Raw genomic sequence first — 18067 nt, 5'->3', positions numbered from 1 at the left:
TAGCCAATGACTCGTCAGGATACTGCTCTTGCGCGCCGCTTTCATCACCTGCACCTGAATCATTGGAATCTGTCTGGAGATGTACGAGTGCTTTTTTTAACAGGATCCTACTGTGGGAGTATTACTCCTGCTCTTCTCTCTGGTCTATTCAGACTGTGACTCCTGACACCTAGACGTAGAATGCATTTGTTTCGTCAACTTGCTCGTTGAGCGTCCAGAAATCATAGAGGATGCCTAACAGGAAGAGGCCGCCTGTTAAAAAATAGAGAATCCCGGTGAATAATTTACCAAGGTAGAAACGGTGGACACCGAACAGGCCGAGGAAAGTCAGCAGGAGCCAGGCGATCGTGTAGTTTGTCGGCCCGGGCAGGTAGCGTCGATTAGCTGCTGCTCGCAGGCCGGGAATCAGCACCAGGTCAACCAGCCACCCAATGCCCAACAGGCCAAGAGTAAAGAACCAAATCGTCCCGGAGACCGGCTTCCCATAGTAGAAGCGATGCGCACCGGTGAAACCGAAAATCCACAGTAGATAGCCGACGACAAGACTATGCGTCTCAACATCTGTTGTTTCACCATATTCGTTGTCGTCGTACGATTCATGACTCATGGCAAGTTGCTGTTCTGAGGGAAATGGGGACATAGAAGATTATATTCTATACCTCGCTTGTTGTCATTCACTCCCAGAAGTAAGAAATCCAGAATTGATCCCACCAATCAAGAAACCATTATCAGGCATAGTTGATCAGCTCAGAGTTGGACCTTGGCCTATTTCTATTTTTGAGGCCATGCTCATATAGAAAACTCCGTGCTCAATATTCTGATGAGGATTGATTCAATGACAACTCCGGCAGTTTGGGGTATCCGCTGGATTGGTTTGGACAGGAACAAAGGGAGATAGCGGAGGAAATGAAAACTAGGTTGGAAAATTATTCTCTACGAATCTTTTTTGTCTCTGCTGCCTCCTGTACTTTCAAAGCCCGCGATGTTCCTCTTGATTCCGAAACCGAGCGAACAATTCTTACTATCGAAATCAGGAGTTGTTTACAACTTGTTCCGAAAGTTCGTCGTGGCAGGATACTGCCCTGGAAACTCTTTAGGCTCCATCTGGACTTGCCCGAGCTTAGACCGAACTTGGGGTAAACGCCTAGGACTGGCGAAAGTCGGCGTCTGACACGGATTTTTCGGTGTGCAGGGGTGAATTTTCCCTGCCCGCATAATCAGTGCAGTGGTGTTTATAAATCATTGGTGGTATTGAAGTTATGTCAACTGCACAACGGCAAATGATTCGGAATTGAAACAAGCGGACCAGGATAATCCAAAAAACACCCTGGAATTTTCTTGCCGCCATTGGGTGAGCGTTTTAAAATCGCACCACCACAGTCAACCGACCGCTGAGGCCTTAAACAACCTTTCAAGAAGATAGCCCCTCTTAAGTTGCCGAAAGGATCGTTCGATGAGAAGCTCCTGCTTGTGCGCCCTTGTGATTTTGCTTTTTCAGATTTCACAGTGTTCTGCTGACTTAGTTGTCGGATGGGACGTCTTCGATCTCACAAGTTGGGGACCTTCTCCATTTGCCCCCACCCAATCCAGCCTTGATTTGTCTGGTACAACAGGAATAACTCGGGGAAGTGGCGTTACCACATCCGGTACGGCGAGTAGCAACGCATGGGGCGGGAATGGCTTCGATACCACTAGTTTGGCAAACTCATTAACCGCTTCCGACTTTGTTTCTTTTTCGTTTACCGTTGGTTCGGGCACGAGTTTATCTTTGACAAACATTGCTCCTTATAACATCCGCAGATCGAGCACAGGCCCCTCCTTAGGTCAATGGCAGTATCAATTAGGGATGGGTAGTTGGACAAGCATCGGCAGCGCAATTAATTGGGGTAGCACAACGAGTTCCAACGGAAATCTGCAATCCGCAATTGATTTAACATCGATTCTGGATCTGCAGAATGTCTCCTCCGGGACAAAAGTCAGCTTCAGAGTCGCTAACTGGAGTGGAGCAACAAGTGGAACATGGTATTTCAATAACTTTTTCACAGGCAGTACGGCATATCCAAACGACTTACAGGTGAATGGAACCTTTGCAACCGTCCCCGAGCCCTCCGCGTTCTTGTTTGGGGGTTTAATTACGACCGTGTTGGGTGCCGGCTACGTTCGCCGCCGACTGCAGCAATGGGGGTTGCTCAGCGGCAGAAAAACTTTGAAGATTCGGCAGGAAGAGATAACTCTTGGCTCTACAGGTAGTTAAGGCGAATTGGATGTTCAGAAGGCTCCGTATGGCTCCAAGAATCCGGCAAAATCCCCCTTTTTCTCATACCGAAATTTAATTGACCGCGTCTTACCTACTTGTTAGTCTGACATGTTGGCAAAGGGGGTTATCTCCCGTGCCATTCAGAGTTGGTCTTTTCAGGGCTCTTTTTCTAAGGTTGGCAGGCGATGCAACAGCAACGATTTCGCAACAGTTTTGTTGCAAGCATTTTGATGCTTTCTTGTATTGCAATAAGCTCTGCACATGCCACCCTTTATACCGGCTCCGGGGAGAGTGGTTTTGCTGGGGCTGTCGGCGCCTCAAAAATGAACTGGACTGACGATGGGACTACGGTCACTGTGAACTTCACCAAGGGAACCAGCGGCAATTTCAGCGACAGTTTTGTGCTGTATTTTGATACCGGTGTGAGCGGTCGCAATGCGATTGGAACCCTAGTCAATGATCGTCAGGATACCAATCGTTCTGCCATATCGTTTATGGAAGCGAGCACTGGTAAGATTTTGACCCTACCAGCGGGTTTCCAGGCATCATATGCCATCTCAATCAACACGGGGTTTGGGGGTCTGTGGTCGATTCCAGATACTGGATCAATTGGGAATAACGGCTTAGGTTTTGTTGCTGGCGTTGGTAATCCCTCGAGCGCTTCTGAGGCATCTTTCAACTTTTCGTTTAATCTCTCAGACATTGGGCTGACACCGAACAGTGGAGCCGAAATCAAATTCGTTGGTACTTATCTTAACCCTTTTGGTGGCGATGGTAGTCTAGGCTTTGCCTCCAATGAGGGGTACGGCAGCGGTTTTACTGGCGCTAACATTGGTCAAAATGACTTTACGTTTTCGGGTTCGCCGCTCAGCTATATCGCAAGTGTTCCCGAACCCTCTGCCTTCCTCTTTGGCGGACTGGTCTGCAGTGTGCTAGGTGCCAACTATATTCGCAAGTGGATGCAGCAGAAATCTGCTTAAGTCATCCAGGATTGAACACCAGCAAAGAAAAATACCCCCGGCAGGATTCGAACCTGCGACCTGCGGTTTAGGAAACCGTCGCTCTATCCCCTGAGCTACGGGGGCTCAGGATTGGTTTTAGTCCGAGTTTTGGTCGGAGTATACCCCCTGACGGCAAACTTGCGATGTCCAAAATATAACTCAGAGTCCACACTATTACGAATCAATTGCCCCGGTGACCAACTCCATCGAGGGCAAATTTCAAGAGTTTTACGGAAATTGAACGATTCAACCGGCCTGGACTTAGCAACGTAAAACAGGGAGAATAGACAAGTTGAGGTCTTATTTCTTTCCGATTCTCTTTTGATCGCCCTCGATGTTTGTGCGACCGACAATTAGAAACTTCCTGGCATCCCGACCTTTGTTGGCGGGATTGCGATTCGTGTTCTTCGGTTTGTTCGTGGTATCCCTACTACTGACAACGGGGCCTGGTCTAGCCGTGGAATCGCTTGCCAACTGCGAATCGTCTGACAATTCGGAAGCTAGTTCTTCCCAAACGGAATGTATACTGGGAAACGAGTCTCGACTCGTGCGAACTCGCCATTTTTGGGCTTCGTACCAAATCCTCTCCTTTGAACAAGGTATCCAGTCTGCTCCTTGGCTAACTCCTAGATCTCTGTTTGGGCACAGGCTCTCAAGCGAACTCTGCGCCCCCCTGCGCTGTTAGGCCAATCGCTTCCTCTGAAGTAAATTACTGCGCTCTTAGTGCAGATTGATATAGCCAACGGTTTTCCAGTCGTGCTTCCCTCGAACCTCTGCTGGAGACGCAATTGTTGCCGACGTAGTAGCGATCTTTCGGGCAAGCCTATCCATTCACGTTTTGAGCAGTTGATATGCAAAAACTAGTTAAGGGTATTCATCAGTTTCAGCAGAGTACGTTTGCCTCGCAAAAAAGGCTGTTTGAACGACTGACGAAAGGGCAACATCCTCTAGCCCTCTTCATCACTTGTTCGGATTCACGCATCGATCCGAGTCTGATCACGCAAACCGACCCGGGTGAGTTATTCATCATGCGTAATGCGGGCAACATCGTTCCCGCCTACGGTGCGGTTGCAGGTGGCGAGGCAGCGACCATTGAATATGCAATTGGTGTTCTAAAAATCAGAGACATCATCATTTGTGGACACTCGCATTGTGGAGCGATGGGGGGACTGCTGGCGCCCGATCAGATTGCCAAGTTGCCAGCCGTAAAATCTTGGCTGGGTCAGGCTGAAGCGACTGCTCGTATCATTGAGGAGAATTACGCTCACATCAGTGATCCCCAGGCTCTGCTGACGGCCACCGTCGAGGAAAATGTCCTCGTGCAGATTGAAAATCTCCGCACCCACCCCTCGGTCGCTGCCGCACTGATGCGCGGCGATGTCAAGGTTCATGGGTGGGTCTACAAGTTTGAAACGGGGCAGGTGTTTGCCTATAAGCCTGAGCAAGGGCAATACGTACCCCTGGCAGAAACTCTTGTCGAGCCAAAGGAAGTTCCCGTGCATTTGCCCGCCATTTGAATATCAGCGCTCTAATTGGTTCTAAAGGAGTCTCCATGAAATCGGATCATTCTGTATCTAAGTCATTATTCCATTGTGCAATCCACGACAAGGAAGCGCAACTTTGCTTTGGGGCTGCCATTTCGTGTCTCGTACTTGGGCTTGTTGGACTAACTCTCAATTCTCTGTTTGCATTTTCGACATCGATCGACGCATTGCTGGTCATCAGTGTTTTTTATGGATTTCTAGGTACGGTTCGTGTCGCACATTTCCGCAAAGAAAATAGCGATGCCAAGTCATTTACCGATGCTTCTATCTTAGTTTCAGATTCTCAGGAATCTGCTCGAGAGAAGTCGGCCGCATAGTTCTGCCATGTGTCGACTCCAGCATGTCATTAGCCAAACGGCCTCCGTGCTGCATGGATGAGACTTGTTCGAAAGTAATCTATCGATGTCCATCTTCAAGAGCGATCTGCTGGCCTCCATTGTCGTATTCCTCGTTGCTTTACCGTTGTGCATGGGTATCGCGATCGCTTCGGGTGCGCCCGTGGCAGCAGGTCTCATTACCGGCATCATTGGCGGTATCATAGTCGGCAGTCTAGCCGGATGCCCGTTGCAGGTGAGTGGCCCAGCCGCAGGACTGACGGTGATCGTCTACGAAATCATTCAGACGATGGGGCTCGAAATGCTTGGGCTCGCAGTGCTGTTGGCAGGTGTGATTCAGATCGTGGCGGGTTTGTTGCGTTGGGGACAGTGGTTTCGGGCAGTTTCCCCGGCTGTGATTCAAGGGATGCTCGCCGGGATTGGTTTCCTGATTGTAGCAAGCCAGTTCCATGTGATGATCGATGACAAGCCCAAGGGGAGCGGTGCTCAGAATCTGGCCACAATTCCTCAGGCCATCGCCAAGAGTTTTGCCTTGCCGGAGTTTGCTCCGACAGAAGTCCGTAGAATTCGCTCCAAACTCCTGCACGAAGTTGGCGAGTTGCACCGTCAACAGGTGAATATCCACGAACGATTGGCCGAGCACGTGCCCCATTTGCCAGGCGCAATAGCACCGACCGACATAGAACTGGAACCACCAGCAGTTACTATGCCGCAGCTTGTCGAGCAGCAGCAAGGCCTTGTCGAGCAAATGACAGGTTTGATGGATGAAGTTGACCAATTGCAAAAACTCACCGAAGGGAGCAAACGTTCGCAGCGAATCGTGGCGGCAAGTACGGCAGCTCTGAGTCATAGCGAGGCTGCTCTGGAAGGACTGGAGAAAGATAATCTCGGTAAGGCGTTGCAATTGCAAACGGAGAATATCATGGTCCTTGAGGATTTGTTGGCGAGTCTAAAGAACCATCATTTGGCTGCCGGACTGGGAATGGTCACCATCCTGGCGATTCTTCTCTGGCAAGGATTCGCACCGAAGAAGTTGCAGGTGATACCGGCTCCTCTGGTCGCTATCGTTCTGGCCACGATCCTGGCTACTGTATTCGTTGTGCCAGTGTTGTACGTCGAGATTCCCAATAATTTGTGGGAGGAAGTGCGGGTACCCAATACAGACATACTAAGGTACGCCCCTTGGGCCGACTTGGCTAAGGCTGCTGTGCTGTTGGCCGTGGTCGCGAGTGCTGAAACGCTGCTTTGCGCAACGGCTGTCGACCAGATGCAGCAAGGTCCCCGAACTGCGTACGACCGAGAACTCTTTGCCCAGGGTATCGGTAATGTTCTTTGCGGGTTGGTAGGTGCCTTGCCGATGACAGGGGTTATCGTCCGAAGCTCAGCGAACATACAAGCAGGGGGCAAGACTCGACTTTCAGCTATTTTTCACGGTGTCTGGCTCTTATTATTCGTGAGTGTGCTGGCGTTTCTATTGAGGTTGATTCCTACGTCCAGCCTCGCCGCCATGTTGGTGTACACGGGCTACAAGCTGATCAACGTGAAATCGATGGTCAAATTACGACAATATGGTTGGGGGGAAGTTGCGATTTATGCCGCCACGGTGGGCACGATCATATTCACCGACTTACTCTCTGGAGTTCTGGTAGGTATTGCCCTCTCCGCAGGCAAGCTTCTCTATACGTTTTCTCATCTGGAAGCAAAACTTAGCCTGTCTGAGAATGGAGAAAAGGATGCTGTGCTCAAGCTCAAAGGCTCGGCGACGTTTATCCGTCTGCCAAAATTAGCAGCCGTGCTGGAACGAGTTCCTGAGGATGCTGACTTGCATGTCGATTTCTCTCATTTGGATTACATCGACCATGCTTGCCTGGAGCTTCTGATGAACTGGGCTAAACAACACGAGTCAGGCAAAGGAAATCTGGTGATGGATTGGGGCTCGCTACACTCTCGCGTCGACCGCATGGCTCGTCTCAATCAAGATGAGGCCGAGCAACTGGAATCGGTCGTATAGTTGTGCCCAATTCGTTTGCTATCGGCAGCAACTACGACCATGTTTCTTCTTCTTCGATCGGATTCTCTTCGGCGTCTAAAACGGCCAAATCCTTCTCACTAAAGAGATAGCCCAGTGCGTATCGGAAAGGGACCAGCAATGCGATAAACAAGGGAAAGAATATCCCGAACACGCTGCTCTTTACAATCAAAAGTACGACCAAGCAGGCAAACTGAATAAGTGTAAAGAGGTGTAACGTCTTCTTTGATACACGGCGAACATAGTGAGTCGAAGGATAAAGCGCCGGGTCGGTGAGCCAGAGTCCAATCCGTTGGAAGAACTGGTTGCCCCTCATCGAGACGATCCCCATGTACAAAAAGAGTCCGAACAGTACTGCCAAAGGGATGTAGTGAAGAGCAGGCAGGAGAAGCAAGGACATTCCAATGAGGATATGGATGGAAATGCCTGTGATGCGGTTCTCTCTGACATGGAGAATCTGGGTGTGTGCTACGCCCGACTTGTCGATTACCTCTTCTGTGGTTGCCAGACTGCGCAAGTGATTCAGGGACCGCACCGTGGCGGCAACCAACCATGGCAACCCAAATATTGAACAAATCGCGATCAAAACACCAACGATGCCCAGGTCGAGATGATAGGAGGAACCCTTTTTTAGACGGTTATCTGGACTGTTCACCAATCGCACGGTGATGTTCTGATCCAAAAAAACTAACACACTGCACAGCAACCCTGGGGCAATGGTAGCCCAAATTAGCCACTGGGGAGCGTCTAAGAACGGCACAAGCCAAGGGCGTCCAGAGGTAGTTCCAAAAGCCGTAGGAGCCGGCAACGGTTCTAGTGGCGTGACATCTCGGGCGAAATACGCTATTGCAGCCATCGAAGCGATTGCAATGGTAGGTCCAAAATCTGCCAAAAACTCTCGTACCGCCGGAAGTAAGAGATGACTATGTCGAAAGCGACTTAAACTCATGGCAACATAAAAGGTTCCCAGCGCCAAAAGCAGAGACAGGTTGGCGATGCCATATCCCTGGGAAGCTGCCTCAGGGACTCTGTGATAAATTGCTATCAGGTTTTTGACGGCTTCCGAGATAAAAATCAAAGAGATTAGTGCAGCAAAGATCTCGTCGGTAAACCGCGTGAAAAATCGCATCAAGCAACTGGCGTCGGTAATGGCCATGATCACGACAAAAATTGCCGTCCAAATTCCTACCCACGTATAGGTAGGGAGAAAAGGTATCTCATGTGAATCGCAGTACGCGTAAAGTATCGCGGTGAAGGCAAGCATCGGTCCCGTGCCTCCAATCAGAGCAAGTGGCTGGCCCGCAAACAGGGCATACACAACTCCACAGAATGCAGTAGCGACGATCAGCTCTACCGCTCCGATGTGGCCATCCGTTAACTTGCCCATGAGGCCGCCAAAGATGATCGTGGGGGCCATGCAGGCGAAGAACAAGAACAACGTTGATGCGACACATTTCCGATTCAACCCATCCAGGAAATCACTCGCATAGTGAGGCAAGCGTCGGCGGATGTCCGCCATGAGACCGCCCAGGAGTCGTCCGCTGTATTGCAATCCCTCATCGGACTTGGGTGGTACAGGTGCAATTTCTTCCTGAGACCTGGAAGCTACTGCTGCACGAAATTCTGCCGGTGTCTTGGCTATTTGGGCAAGGTAACGGAATTCGCCATCCGCCATTAATCGGGCTACACTTGCCAGCGAATCCAAGTGTTCGGCTGTTGCACCAGTTGGTCCTACTAGCAGAAAGATAAACCGAGTAGGCAGGCCGTCAGGGGCACCAGCGTTGATCGCGTGCTTAAGCCGGGCAATAACGATCGACGGCTTTTCGAGGCAAGAAAGATAAGAATGTGGAACGGCCACTGCATGCCCGATCGCAGAAGCCGACAATCGCTCACGGTCTCGCAGGGCGGAAAGCATCTCGCCTGCATCGGTTGCAGCAAGAAGGCCTTTGTGGACTAACAAGCCCACCATTTGCTGAATTGCCGAATCGAGACTCCCTGCGGAGACGTCGAGCAGAAGCAAACCCTGATCACAGGCTTCAAGCAATCTCTTCAAAATAGACCCTTTCTGATCTCTAGGTGGGTTTACCTTGCTTTCAACGATACCCGCAGTTTAATTTCTAGCATAGTCAGTTTTGCTGCCCGGCAGAGAAAAATAGCAGGCCACAAGGGGACTTGCTTGCCTGGATTCAATTAGAGTGTTGGGAGATCAGCATTTCATGAAGTGTTTCTAAATTTGACATCAATTCTCATACGAAGCAGGCAACTTAAACTCACCCTCATGTTGGTCGGTTGTTACAATAGCGCCAGAGAGAATTTTTGGCCACTCACTCGTAGAATCTGACATGTTAAAATATTCGCTAACCTTGAGGCTTCTCTATACAATTTCGCTAGGATTACTTTTTCCCTGGCAGGCCGAATCGCAACAGTCCATTTCAGACCCTGAGTTGGGTGGGGGACCGATTGCCGCCGCGCGAAGAACTGCAATCGATGCTAGACCATTTCACAGGGAGCTTGATGCAGGATCAATTCGCAAGTGGATGAAGATCAGTTCCAAGTGCACAATGGCCGAGTTTGAGCTGTTTCTAGCTCCACTGACAGAACTAGAGCAGGAGCTGTTAGCAAAAATTGAGAGCATTCCTGCTCCGATCGTGACGCGGTTACATTTTGAAGACCTCCGCGCAGTTTTGAAGAACAAACAGCTTTCTTCTTACTACGAAGAGGAGAGGATCGGCAAGCATCTTATTCACACGACCCCCGCGTTGGAAAACGAGTTGTACGGTGCCTTTGACTGCGTGTTTGCCAGTGTCGGGCCTCCTGATGGTTCTCCGCGATATGGGGATGTGATAATTCGACTGCGTGATTCTGTGCGCGAACATGGTTGGGCGACACCGTTTAGTGGTATGCATTTCATCTACTCAATTCGCCACCAAGACGCCCGGAAGATGCAGCAGCTTTTGATAGCGGGAAAAAACTTGCCGACCGATCCGACGAACCCGCTGAGCTTGGGGTTTGATGATCGCCTGCACTTCTCACACTACGTCGTTTCTGAAAACCACTGGAATCGGGCCCTCGCTTACCAGGCGATTCTTGTGCTGCGTAATGCCGAAGACACCCTCGCCGGGAAGCAAATCCAAGAGCGATTTCACAAACTGCTTACAGTGAAAACGCCAGACTCATTCTGGGAGCTGTTCATTCCTGCTCGCGAGAAAGGTTTGCCACCCGAAGAAATGGCTGCCCGAATTCCATTCGGTTATCTTGAAGGGAAGTTCGAAAACCAGTTTTCGCTTGAGGAGGTCACCGCTATTGAGGTTCCGAGCGAAAAACTCAAAGAAGCTCTTTCATGGCCTGAGGCCCAGGACCATCTAGGATTGATAAGTGCCAAACGTGACTGAAGCCGTGTGGGGCACTCTCCGCTCCGTCGAGCAGGGCTCGACAGCCGCGTCGCGGCTGACAGAATTTTTTTGCGGCATTCGGGACCGCTGTTCTATCTCTGCAATACGGCGTAGCATGGAAGCTTAGTTGCGATTTGATGTGCAGTGAAATTGAGAAGAGGGAGCAATGCCATGATCAATAAATGCTTAGTCAGCTTAATCGCGTTGGTTACTTTCGGGGGGGACAACTCCCACTTCGTTGCGGCTCAAAATGAAGAGCCTATTCCCACTCCTGCAGTGCAGCAAAAAGAGCAGGTACCACCGAAAGGTTTCCTGGGCCGTGGACGAATGGGGAAACAGGCGCTAGGAATGGTGCCGTTGTTGCAGGTCGATTCAATAAGGCAAGAGCTTAATGTTGAGGGAGAGCAAGCCGCTCAGCTCGAATCATTTACCTTACAAATTCGAGAAGACTTTGCCGAAGAAATTCGCCAGATACTCCAGTCACTGCGGGAAGCGAATCCAGAAGAGCGTGGGCAGTTTCGCGAAAAGGTGGGTGAAATTGCCCAGCGAATCAATGAACGGTTGGAAACCGTTTTGAACAAGGATCAATCGGAGCGGCTCAAGCAGATCGATTTGCAGTTGGGGCTCCGCAAAAACGGTCCTGCCGCAGCTCTCACCAGCAACGACATTGCGATGGCGCTCGATCTGACTCCAGATCAAAAGAAACAACTCAGAGCCAAGGCGCGCGAGGCCCAGGGTCGCGCGCCCCAAACCTTGGCAGAAGCCAGACAAGAGGTGAGTGAAATCCTCACCCCTGAACAACTGCAAAAACTGGAGAATCTATTGGGAGCGGAATTTGATTTGCCTGCCGCCTTGCTTGAGAAGGAACCAGGGAGAGGCAAGCGAGGTATACGTCGCAATGAAGGGCGTGAACGTCGCGCGAACCGTCGCGGTCTAGATACGTCAGAACCAAAAGAAGAAGCCCCTGAACCTCCAGAAGTGTGACGCGGTCCATTGATCTTAGTGAGAAATTATTCATGGCAGATTTCAAAGTTACCGAGCTGGCAGACGATTTGGATTTCGACAGCCTCGCTTATTGGGATGTGGTAATCATTGGTGCTGGACCCGCTGGGCTGGCTGCCAGCCTTACGACCGCGCATCGAGGATTAACGACTCTGGTGATCGAGGCCAAGGATAAGCCGGGTGGGCAGCCGCAATTCTTGTATGCCGACAAGAAGATTGTCGACATCCCAGGATTTCCCGATGGCATTAGCGGCGAAGAGCTTTCTGAACGCACCTATCGCCAAGCAGTCGATGCACTGGTCCAGTTTCGCTTCAATGATGAATTGGTCACAATTGACGATACTGACCAAGAAGAAAAGGGGGATGTTCTCAAGCGGGTGGTCACTAAGAATGGGAATTACCTCTGCCGAAAGGTGCTGATCGCCTGTGGACTCTTGCACTATCCGCGGGCCCTGCCAGTGGTGGATTCGCTCGAATCAAAGAAAGTGTTTTACAAGGTACCGAAGATCGGCGACTACGATGGTCAACCGGTCGTGGTGGTTGGAGGAGGTGACTCGGCCCTTGATGCGGCTGTGATGGCCCAGGAACGGCATGGCATGGTCAATCTGGTGGTCCGCGAAGAAACGCCTATTGCCAAGGCCGACAGTGTCGAGCGTCTAGAGCAGGCGGGAGGCATTGTACATTGCTCGTCAGAAGTATCTCGCGCCTGGTTTCACGAAGGGTTAATCGCCTTGGAGTTGACAAATGGCACCCAGTTGCAAGCCGAGTACATCATCGTGCAGATTGGATTCTTGTCGGCAAAGGAGACGTTTCAACGGCTTGATCTGCGGCTTAACGACGACGGTAGCATTGCTGTAGATCCTTATTTTGAAACCAGCCGGCGGGGCATCTTTGCTGTCGGCGACGTTCACGGCGACATCAAGCTCATCACGGTCGCCTGGGCCGAGGGGATTCAAGCGGCGATCTATGCCTTTAAGGAAATCACGAGTCCTTATTGGCTTAATGAAAAACGGTTGCGAGATCAGAAGATCGCGATGATCGGCGACAAGATTTCGCAGGCCGCACGTACGAAATTTTCGAAGTGAGGTGGGAGTTGAAAGCGATACGGCTCACAGAATTCAATCCGCCACATCTGGAGTGCTCCAGGCTATCAATCGTCAGCTTTGAGTCAGAAATTAGAGGCTGACTGTTGGCAATAGCTGCAAGATCGCTTGCCGCAGCTCCTTCGACTTTACAGGCATTTGTACTACCACGCGACGCTCGTCAGGTTTTGCCTGTTTCTGAAGGCTCTTCTGTTTGTCACCTAAGAGTAACACCACAGGTGTATTCTTCGTCGAGGACTCTTCCGAAAACCGGTTGAAAGCCTCAACGGCGCTTCTGCCGATATGGCCACTACTTAAGAGTACAACGTCTGCAAAATTGCTGTCCTCATAGAACCGCTGAAAAAGTCGATCGGGATCACTGGTCACCAGCACGCGATATCCTTGTTTCTTGAAGAGCTCGCGAAAGACATTCTGCATCTTGGTATCCGATTCCACGATCATCACCTTACGAGGCTGACCGTTGGCATCGTGCCCTTCTTGAGGGCCAATGTCCAACTCCGCTACAGGCAGGTCGCGATTTTCGCGGACCCGCTTGCTAGCCAACTTCAGATCGGCCAACATCTCTCCCGGAGTTTGATAACGACGCTCGGGAATCAGCTCCATTGCTTTGTTGACGACTCGCACCAAAGCTAGGGGGAGATTGGGATCAATCTCAGAAATTGGGCGGATATGGAGAAATCGTGATTTGTCCAGCCGCTTGGTGCGGTCACGATTCTCGGACATGGGAGACTGGCCGCACATGAGCTGGTAGAAGATGCATCCAGCGAAGAAGATGTCGCTCCGCAAATCATCTTTGCGAACATTGGTCGCCCGTTCGAGCCCGGCATAATCGATCGTCCGCGGGTTTACCGCTTCGCCTCCTTCGTCACCTCCCAAGCCAGCCAAGCCAAAATCGACTAGTTTGGCCACTCCATCACTTGAAACAATGACGTTGGACATTTTGAGGTCGCGGTGGGTGATACCGCGCTGGAAAGCATAACTCAACCCAGAGACCAACCCTTCGACGATGCGGGCAGCTTCGAGAGGTTCGAATTTACCACGCACCCGAAAGAAATCGCGCAAGTTATGTCCTTCAACAAAGTCCATCACGATATAGTGAATTTTTCCTTTAGAAAAAACCTCATGAATGGCCACGATATTGGGATGCTTGAGCTGCATCCCCAATTCCCCTTCACGACGGAAGAGGTCAGACTCGGCGGGAATTTCGCTTTTGCTCTTGCGAAGAACCTTTAGGGCGAACAGTTCGTTGGTTACTCGATGGGCTGCACGGTAGACACGAGCGAAGGTGCCAGCTCCAACCAGATAGAGAACCTTGTAGTCGCCGTAGACAAACCCGGTGCGGTAGCCTTGTTCAAGTCGTTCAAGCTGAAAATTGGTGAGCAGTCCCTGTCGCACAAGAAGTTGTTTGAATTGCTCGTAATCAAGATCCTGTGTGCCAAGCACATTCCAAACGCCACGCAATTCTTCTTGCGTGACAATGTTGACATCCAGCGCGCGTTGTGCCAGCTTTTCGGCAGTCTGATCAGTGACCATAGCGCGCAATCGCCCCAGTCCGGGTAATCCAGTCCGTATCGTCAGGTCCAGAGAAGTTGATGTGGCAGGCCCAATTCACGAGTTTCCGCCCGCCAATCAGTAACAACCTGCGACAGCCGGCGCCAAAAGCACTTGCTGTCTTGTCAACCTGGAAAAGCTTCTTGCACACGAATCAAACTGCTCAGAACTACCGACTATTCCACCATGTAGGGGGGGACTGTGAAATTTTACTTAAGATCTAAATCCAACCCTAATTCTACCAGATTTGAAGGGACTAGCATATCGTCACGAAGATGGGGCAGCCGGTCCTGTAGCTGAGATATAGGTCTACCAGCAAGGCAAAACCCAAGGATATCTTGCTATTCCTGGGAGATTCTGCCTGGATTAGTTCTCGAACTCCTCGAGTTTTGCGTGATAGTCGTCCCTTTCACGTCGGGTGGCTTCGAGGTCGAACATCAGGTATTTCATGTCCAATCGGAGTTGGCCCAGGGCATCTTGGACTAAAGTGAGAATCCGCCGCCGCCGGCATGTGCTTTCGATCACGGCGTCAATCAGCGGAGCCAATTGAACCGCCTGTTCAGAGGGGAGATTACTGATCGCCTCGGCGAGCCTTTGCAGATCGGCTGGTACGGTTTCGACCGTCGATAGGGAGGGGTTCTGGATGCTGCTCATGTTCTGTCTCCGAAGAAAAGGGGGGGTTGAGTTGTCATTGAGCAGAGCGCATACCAATGCCGAAGCACCTGGCGCAGGTATCGACGCAAACTATTAACCTCAATACACTTACGGCACAAAAAGCTCCCCCTCGATGATTCCTGACAGGCAGACTGCACGTTTATTTCTCGCTTCGGATTGAACTGGTAAATCAACGGAACTCCTGATACAAGCTGGACTTACAGCAAATAGTGGCTGATTCCATGGTGTTGGATTTCAGCAACACGGCGTCCTTGCGAGCCGACAGTTACACGCAAGAAACCGCTAGTCTCGGCCAGAATGGTGACTGAGTTCTGGAACATCCTCCAGAAGGAACCGATGCTCGTCTGAATTTTACCCAAATGATTCATCGAAGGCCACAATTTGGAATGCTCCGAGGCTGCATAGCTTGGCCTGACAAAGACTTCCAGCTTGCGTTGAGACTCGCGCCAAACACTTGGCTGCAGAGATCGATCTCTTGCTTGATCATCTCCTTCTCCATGCTAGGGTCGATATGCGGTGCTGAGCCGGCATTCCTGGACGAAATGGATAGCGATCAGCCCGTATTGCGACTGGTTGAAAAAACCGATTTTCGTGTGGTCAGCCAGTATGTCGAACGGGACGAGCATCTCACAGGTACGGGTGCCGAGGTTGTCAAACTGCAAGGTCCTGCCGGTGAAACCGCCATGCTATTGTTCGAACTCCCGAGCGCCCCGGTCATCGCTGAATTAGTCCTCGCGACTACGATCTCATGCAACCGGCCAGGTGTGCAGATAGCCGCCCAGGTTGTTCTTCCCCGCAGCGTCGATCCTCAAACTGGTCGCAGCCGAGAGGTAATTTTGCGGGGCAGCAATTTAAGCACAGGGGTCCCTGGCGAACAAATTGTCCTCGCGAATCTGCCTCAGCTATTGGATAGACAGACTCGCATAGCTCGAATTCGGTCGGAGGCTCGGATTGACCCACGCGAAGCCTATGTTCGCCAACTCGTATTTCTCATTCCCGGAGGCACCGGCATAACCGAAATCGTAGTGGACCGGGTTGAGTTAGATGGAATCTTTATCGATCGCCATGATGATCCCGCCGTCACTCCAGCAGGAGCAGAATCGATTCTTGTTGAACCTGAAATCGAGCCTGCGACAGACCAAGCCAATGCGAGTCCTCAGGAAAAACTCACTCGACGAAGCACTGCCCATTCTCCCTCACAGATACAACGAATCATTCGTTGGCAAGGTGAGCCTTTTGAGTATCTCAAGAGTTTAGGGTTCAATACAATCTGGCTTGCGCGACCGGCGACAGCAGTTGAACGCAAAGAGGCCCATCGCCTCGATCTAGCGATCGTGTGCCCTCCACCTCCCTCCGATCTTCTGGCCAGAGAACTTCGAGACCAATCGTGGGACTATGTCCTGGCGTGGGATCTAGGAAGTCTTGTCGCAGCCGATGATCTGGACCAGGTTATTCGCTTAAAACAACTTATTCGCCAGCATGACCCCGTCACCTCGCGGACGACTGTGATGACCTGTGAGCAATTGACGCGTGATGTGAGTCGGGCAACGGATGCTCTTTTGCTCGGGCGTGACATCTTGGGCACAGATCTGACGTTGCGGGACTATGTAACCTGGCTGGGCCAACGCCAGCGACTGGCAAGACCAGGAACTCCCTTGTGGACGATGGTACCCTCGCAAATTAGCCTGCAGCGGGCTCATCAAATTGAGGCACTTCAGGGGTCCAGTATTCAGGTTCCACCCGCAGGTGCATCTTACGAGCAACTTGCCGCGATCACTTCGGCGGCCATGAGTATCCGCAGCCGAGACTTCTTTTTTGAATCGCAATCTTCTCTCACCGCTCCCGACCCACACACTCGCCAAAGGGCGCGCAACTTGGAATTAATGAATCTGCGGCTACGACTACTCACCCCCTGGCTCGCTGCAGGCAAGGTGGCTGGTGTTGTTCGCGGCACGCCCCCCGTGGTGTCGGCGGTTATGTTGCAAGCCGAGCGGAGCCATCTGCTGATGCCCATGGGATGGTCGCGAAATTTCCGCTCTCAACAAGAATCCCAAGTATCTGGGCCTGTTTCGTTCATTGTGCCGGGAGTAGCCGAGTCAGCCGACGTGTATTTGCTATCACTGGCAGGTGCTGAACGGGTACGCCACGAACGGGTAACTGGTGGCATAAAAATCTCGGTCGACTCGCTTCCACCTGACGGCCTGATCATGCTCACCAGCGATCCGCAAGCATTCTCGCATGTTTCCCAGTTCTTGCGTAGCATCGCCGGTCGCGCTGCGCAACTCCGCCACGACATTGTTACCCAGCGAATGCAGGAACTTGTCGAAGTCGGCAAAGAGGAGAATCTCGATGAGACCAGCATCGTGAAACCGTTGTTGTCTCGTGCGGAAGGCGAATTACTTGCTTGCGGTATGGATCTCAAGCGTGGATTTGCGGAGCAGTCCTATCGGCGGACGCAAAACATCGAGCGAACTCTTTCGCAAATTGAGTACGTCTTGCGAAACCAGGGGCAACCCGGACAAGTCACGACTCCACTGATCTTCAGCGTCACGTCGATTGCAGCTGAAAGACGAATGCAGGATTCGCTCTCCCGCGCAACGGTTCAATCGGAGTTGCTTGCGGGAGGGGAATTTGAAGCCCTTCAACCGCTGCTCGACCAAGGCTGGCGACACAAACAACTACCATTATTAGGGATCACCTCTGCTGTGCGACTTTCGCCGGACGCCCCCTATTCCGGGTCGTATTGCCTGGAACTGGAAGCCAAGTCACTTGATCCCAGCCAGCCAATCTCTGTCGTTCCCACAGCACCAGTCTGGATTTCCTCGGCACCGATGAGGGTCAAAGCTGGAGAGATCGTGGAAATAATAGGGATGGCACGCGTCCCAGAAGAATTGATCGGCACAGTTGACGGCCTAGAAATCATTGATTCATTGGGAGGGCCGGGGATGGCCACGCGCATCCAAATTGCCCCAAGTTGGCAACCATTCCGTATTCTCCGATGCGTGCCCTCCGATACCAGTCTGACTGTTTCTCTGGCCCTTTCGGGTATAGGTAAAGCGCAGGTGGATAATTTGGTAGTGCGGAAGCTACAACTTCCTCGAGAGTTGGCAGGCAAGCCGGAGTCACTGGAAAGGCCACGACGATAACTTTACGCATGAAAACTTCCCTATTCGCCGGC

13 protein-coding genes and 1 tRNA gene are annotated in these 18067 nt (G+C 51.4%); 9 read left to right on the top strand and 5 right to left on the bottom strand.

The features are described from left to right. Positions 1 to 169 precede the first annotated feature (169 nt). Positions 170 to 607: an NINE protein gene (locus tag Pla144_RS14660; RefSeq protein WP_146451426.1), complete on the bottom strand. Its 438-nt coding sequence runs from the start codon at positions 605 to 607 to the stop codon at positions 170 to 172. Positions 608 to 1453: 846 nt separating this feature from the next. On the opposite strand from Pla144_RS14660, the gene Pla144_RS14655 reads away from it, so the two are divergent. Together Pla144_RS14655 and Pla144_RS14650 are read left to right on the top strand one after the other, a co-directional pair. After that, positions 1454 to 2254: a hypothetical protein gene (locus tag Pla144_RS14655; RefSeq protein WP_146451425.1), complete on the top strand. Its 801-nt coding sequence runs from the start codon at positions 1454 to 1456 to the stop codon at positions 2252 to 2254. 233 nt (positions 2255 to 2487) lie between these two features. Continuing rightward, complete coding sequence (locus Pla144_RS14650; protein ID WP_197530699.1) at positions 2488 to 3237, top strand: hypothetical protein; 750 nt, start codon at positions 2488 to 2490, stop codon at positions 3235 to 3237. A gap of 32 nt (positions 3238 to 3269) precedes the next feature. Here the strand turns inward: Pla144_RS14650 and Pla144_RS14645 are convergent. Beyond that, positions 3270 to 3342, bottom strand: a tRNA-Arg gene (locus Pla144_RS14645). Positions 3343 to 4109: 767 nt separating this feature from the next. Here Pla144_RS14645 and Pla144_RS14640 point away from each other — a divergent pair. From Pla144_RS14640 to Pla144_RS14630, 3 genes are all read left to right on the top strand, one after another. Continuing rightward, positions 4110 to 4775: a carbonic anhydrase gene (locus Pla144_RS14640; protein WP_146451423.1), complete on the top strand. Its 666-nt coding sequence runs from the start codon at positions 4110 to 4112 to the stop codon at positions 4773 to 4775. A gap of 35 nt (positions 4776 to 4810) precedes the next feature. Next, positions 4811 to 5119 carry a hypothetical protein gene (locus Pla144_RS14635; RefSeq protein ID WP_146451422.1) on the top strand — a complete coding sequence of 103 codons (309 nt, stop codon included), beginning with the start codon at positions 4811 to 4813 and terminating at the stop codon, positions 5117 to 5119. 85 nt (positions 5120 to 5204) lie between these two features. Continuing rightward, positions 5205 to 7148: a SulP family inorganic anion transporter gene (locus Pla144_RS14630; RefSeq protein WP_146451421.1), complete on the top strand. Its 1944-nt coding sequence runs from the start codon at positions 5205 to 5207 to the stop codon at positions 7146 to 7148. A 31-nt stretch (positions 7149 to 7179) separates the two neighbouring features. On the opposite strand, the gene Pla144_RS14625 is transcribed toward Pla144_RS14630, so the two are convergent. Then, entirely contained in the window at positions 7180 to 9219 is a 2040-nt protein-coding gene (locus tag Pla144_RS14625; protein ID WP_231936375.1) for a PTS sugar transporter subunit IIA, read from the bottom strand. A 289-nt stretch (positions 9220 to 9508) separates the two neighbouring features. On the opposite strand from Pla144_RS14625, the gene Pla144_RS14620 reads away from it, so the two are divergent. The 3 genes from Pla144_RS14620 (at position 9509) to Pla144_RS14610 (ending at position 12645) form a co-directional block, all read left to right on the top strand. Further along, positions 9509 to 10558, top strand: a complete 1050-nt coding sequence (locus tag Pla144_RS14620) for a hypothetical protein (protein WP_146451420.1) — start codon at positions 9509 to 9511, stop codon at positions 10556 to 10558. A 171-nt stretch (positions 10559 to 10729) separates the two neighbouring features. Further along, positions 10730 to 11542 (top strand): hypothetical protein, encoded by an 813-nt coding sequence (locus Pla144_RS14615; protein ID WP_146451419.1) that lies wholly within the window; start codon positions 10730 to 10732, stop codon positions 11540 to 11542. A gap of 32 nt (positions 11543 to 11574) precedes the next feature. Continuing rightward, a complete protein-coding gene (locus tag Pla144_RS14610; protein ID WP_146451418.1) occupies positions 11575 to 12645 on the top strand; it encodes an NAD(P)/FAD-dependent oxidoreductase in 1071 nt (356 codons plus the stop codon). Positions 12646 to 12735: 90 nt separating this feature from the next. Here Pla144_RS14610 and Pla144_RS14605 read toward each other — a convergent pair whose 3' ends face one another. Next, positions 12736 to 14196, bottom strand: coding sequence for a protein kinase domain-containing protein (locus tag Pla144_RS14605; RefSeq protein WP_146451417.1), 1461 nt, complete (start codon positions 14194 to 14196; stop codon positions 12736 to 12738). A 384-nt stretch (positions 14197 to 14580) separates the two neighbouring features. Then, positions 14581 to 14868, bottom strand: coding sequence for a transcriptional regulator (locus tag Pla144_RS14600; RefSeq protein ID WP_146451416.1), 288 nt, complete (start codon positions 14866 to 14868; stop codon positions 14581 to 14583). Between the two features lie 500 nt (positions 14869 to 15368). On the opposite strand from Pla144_RS14600, the gene Pla144_RS14595 reads away from it, so the two are divergent. Beyond that, entirely contained in the window at positions 15369 to 18035 is a 2667-nt protein-coding gene (locus tag Pla144_RS14595) for a hypothetical protein (RefSeq protein WP_146451415.1), read from the top strand. Positions 18036 to 18067 lie beyond the last annotated feature (32 nt).

Origin of the sequence: Bythopirellula polymerisocia, from assembly GCF_007860015.1 — a bacterium.
GTDB classification, from domain to species: Bacteria; Planctomycetota; Planctomycetia; order Pirellulales; family Lacipirellulaceae; genus Bythopirellula; species Bythopirellula polymerisocia.
Note: the sequence above shows the minus strand (reverse complement) of the source record. Positions and strands in the feature narration are given on the sequence as shown.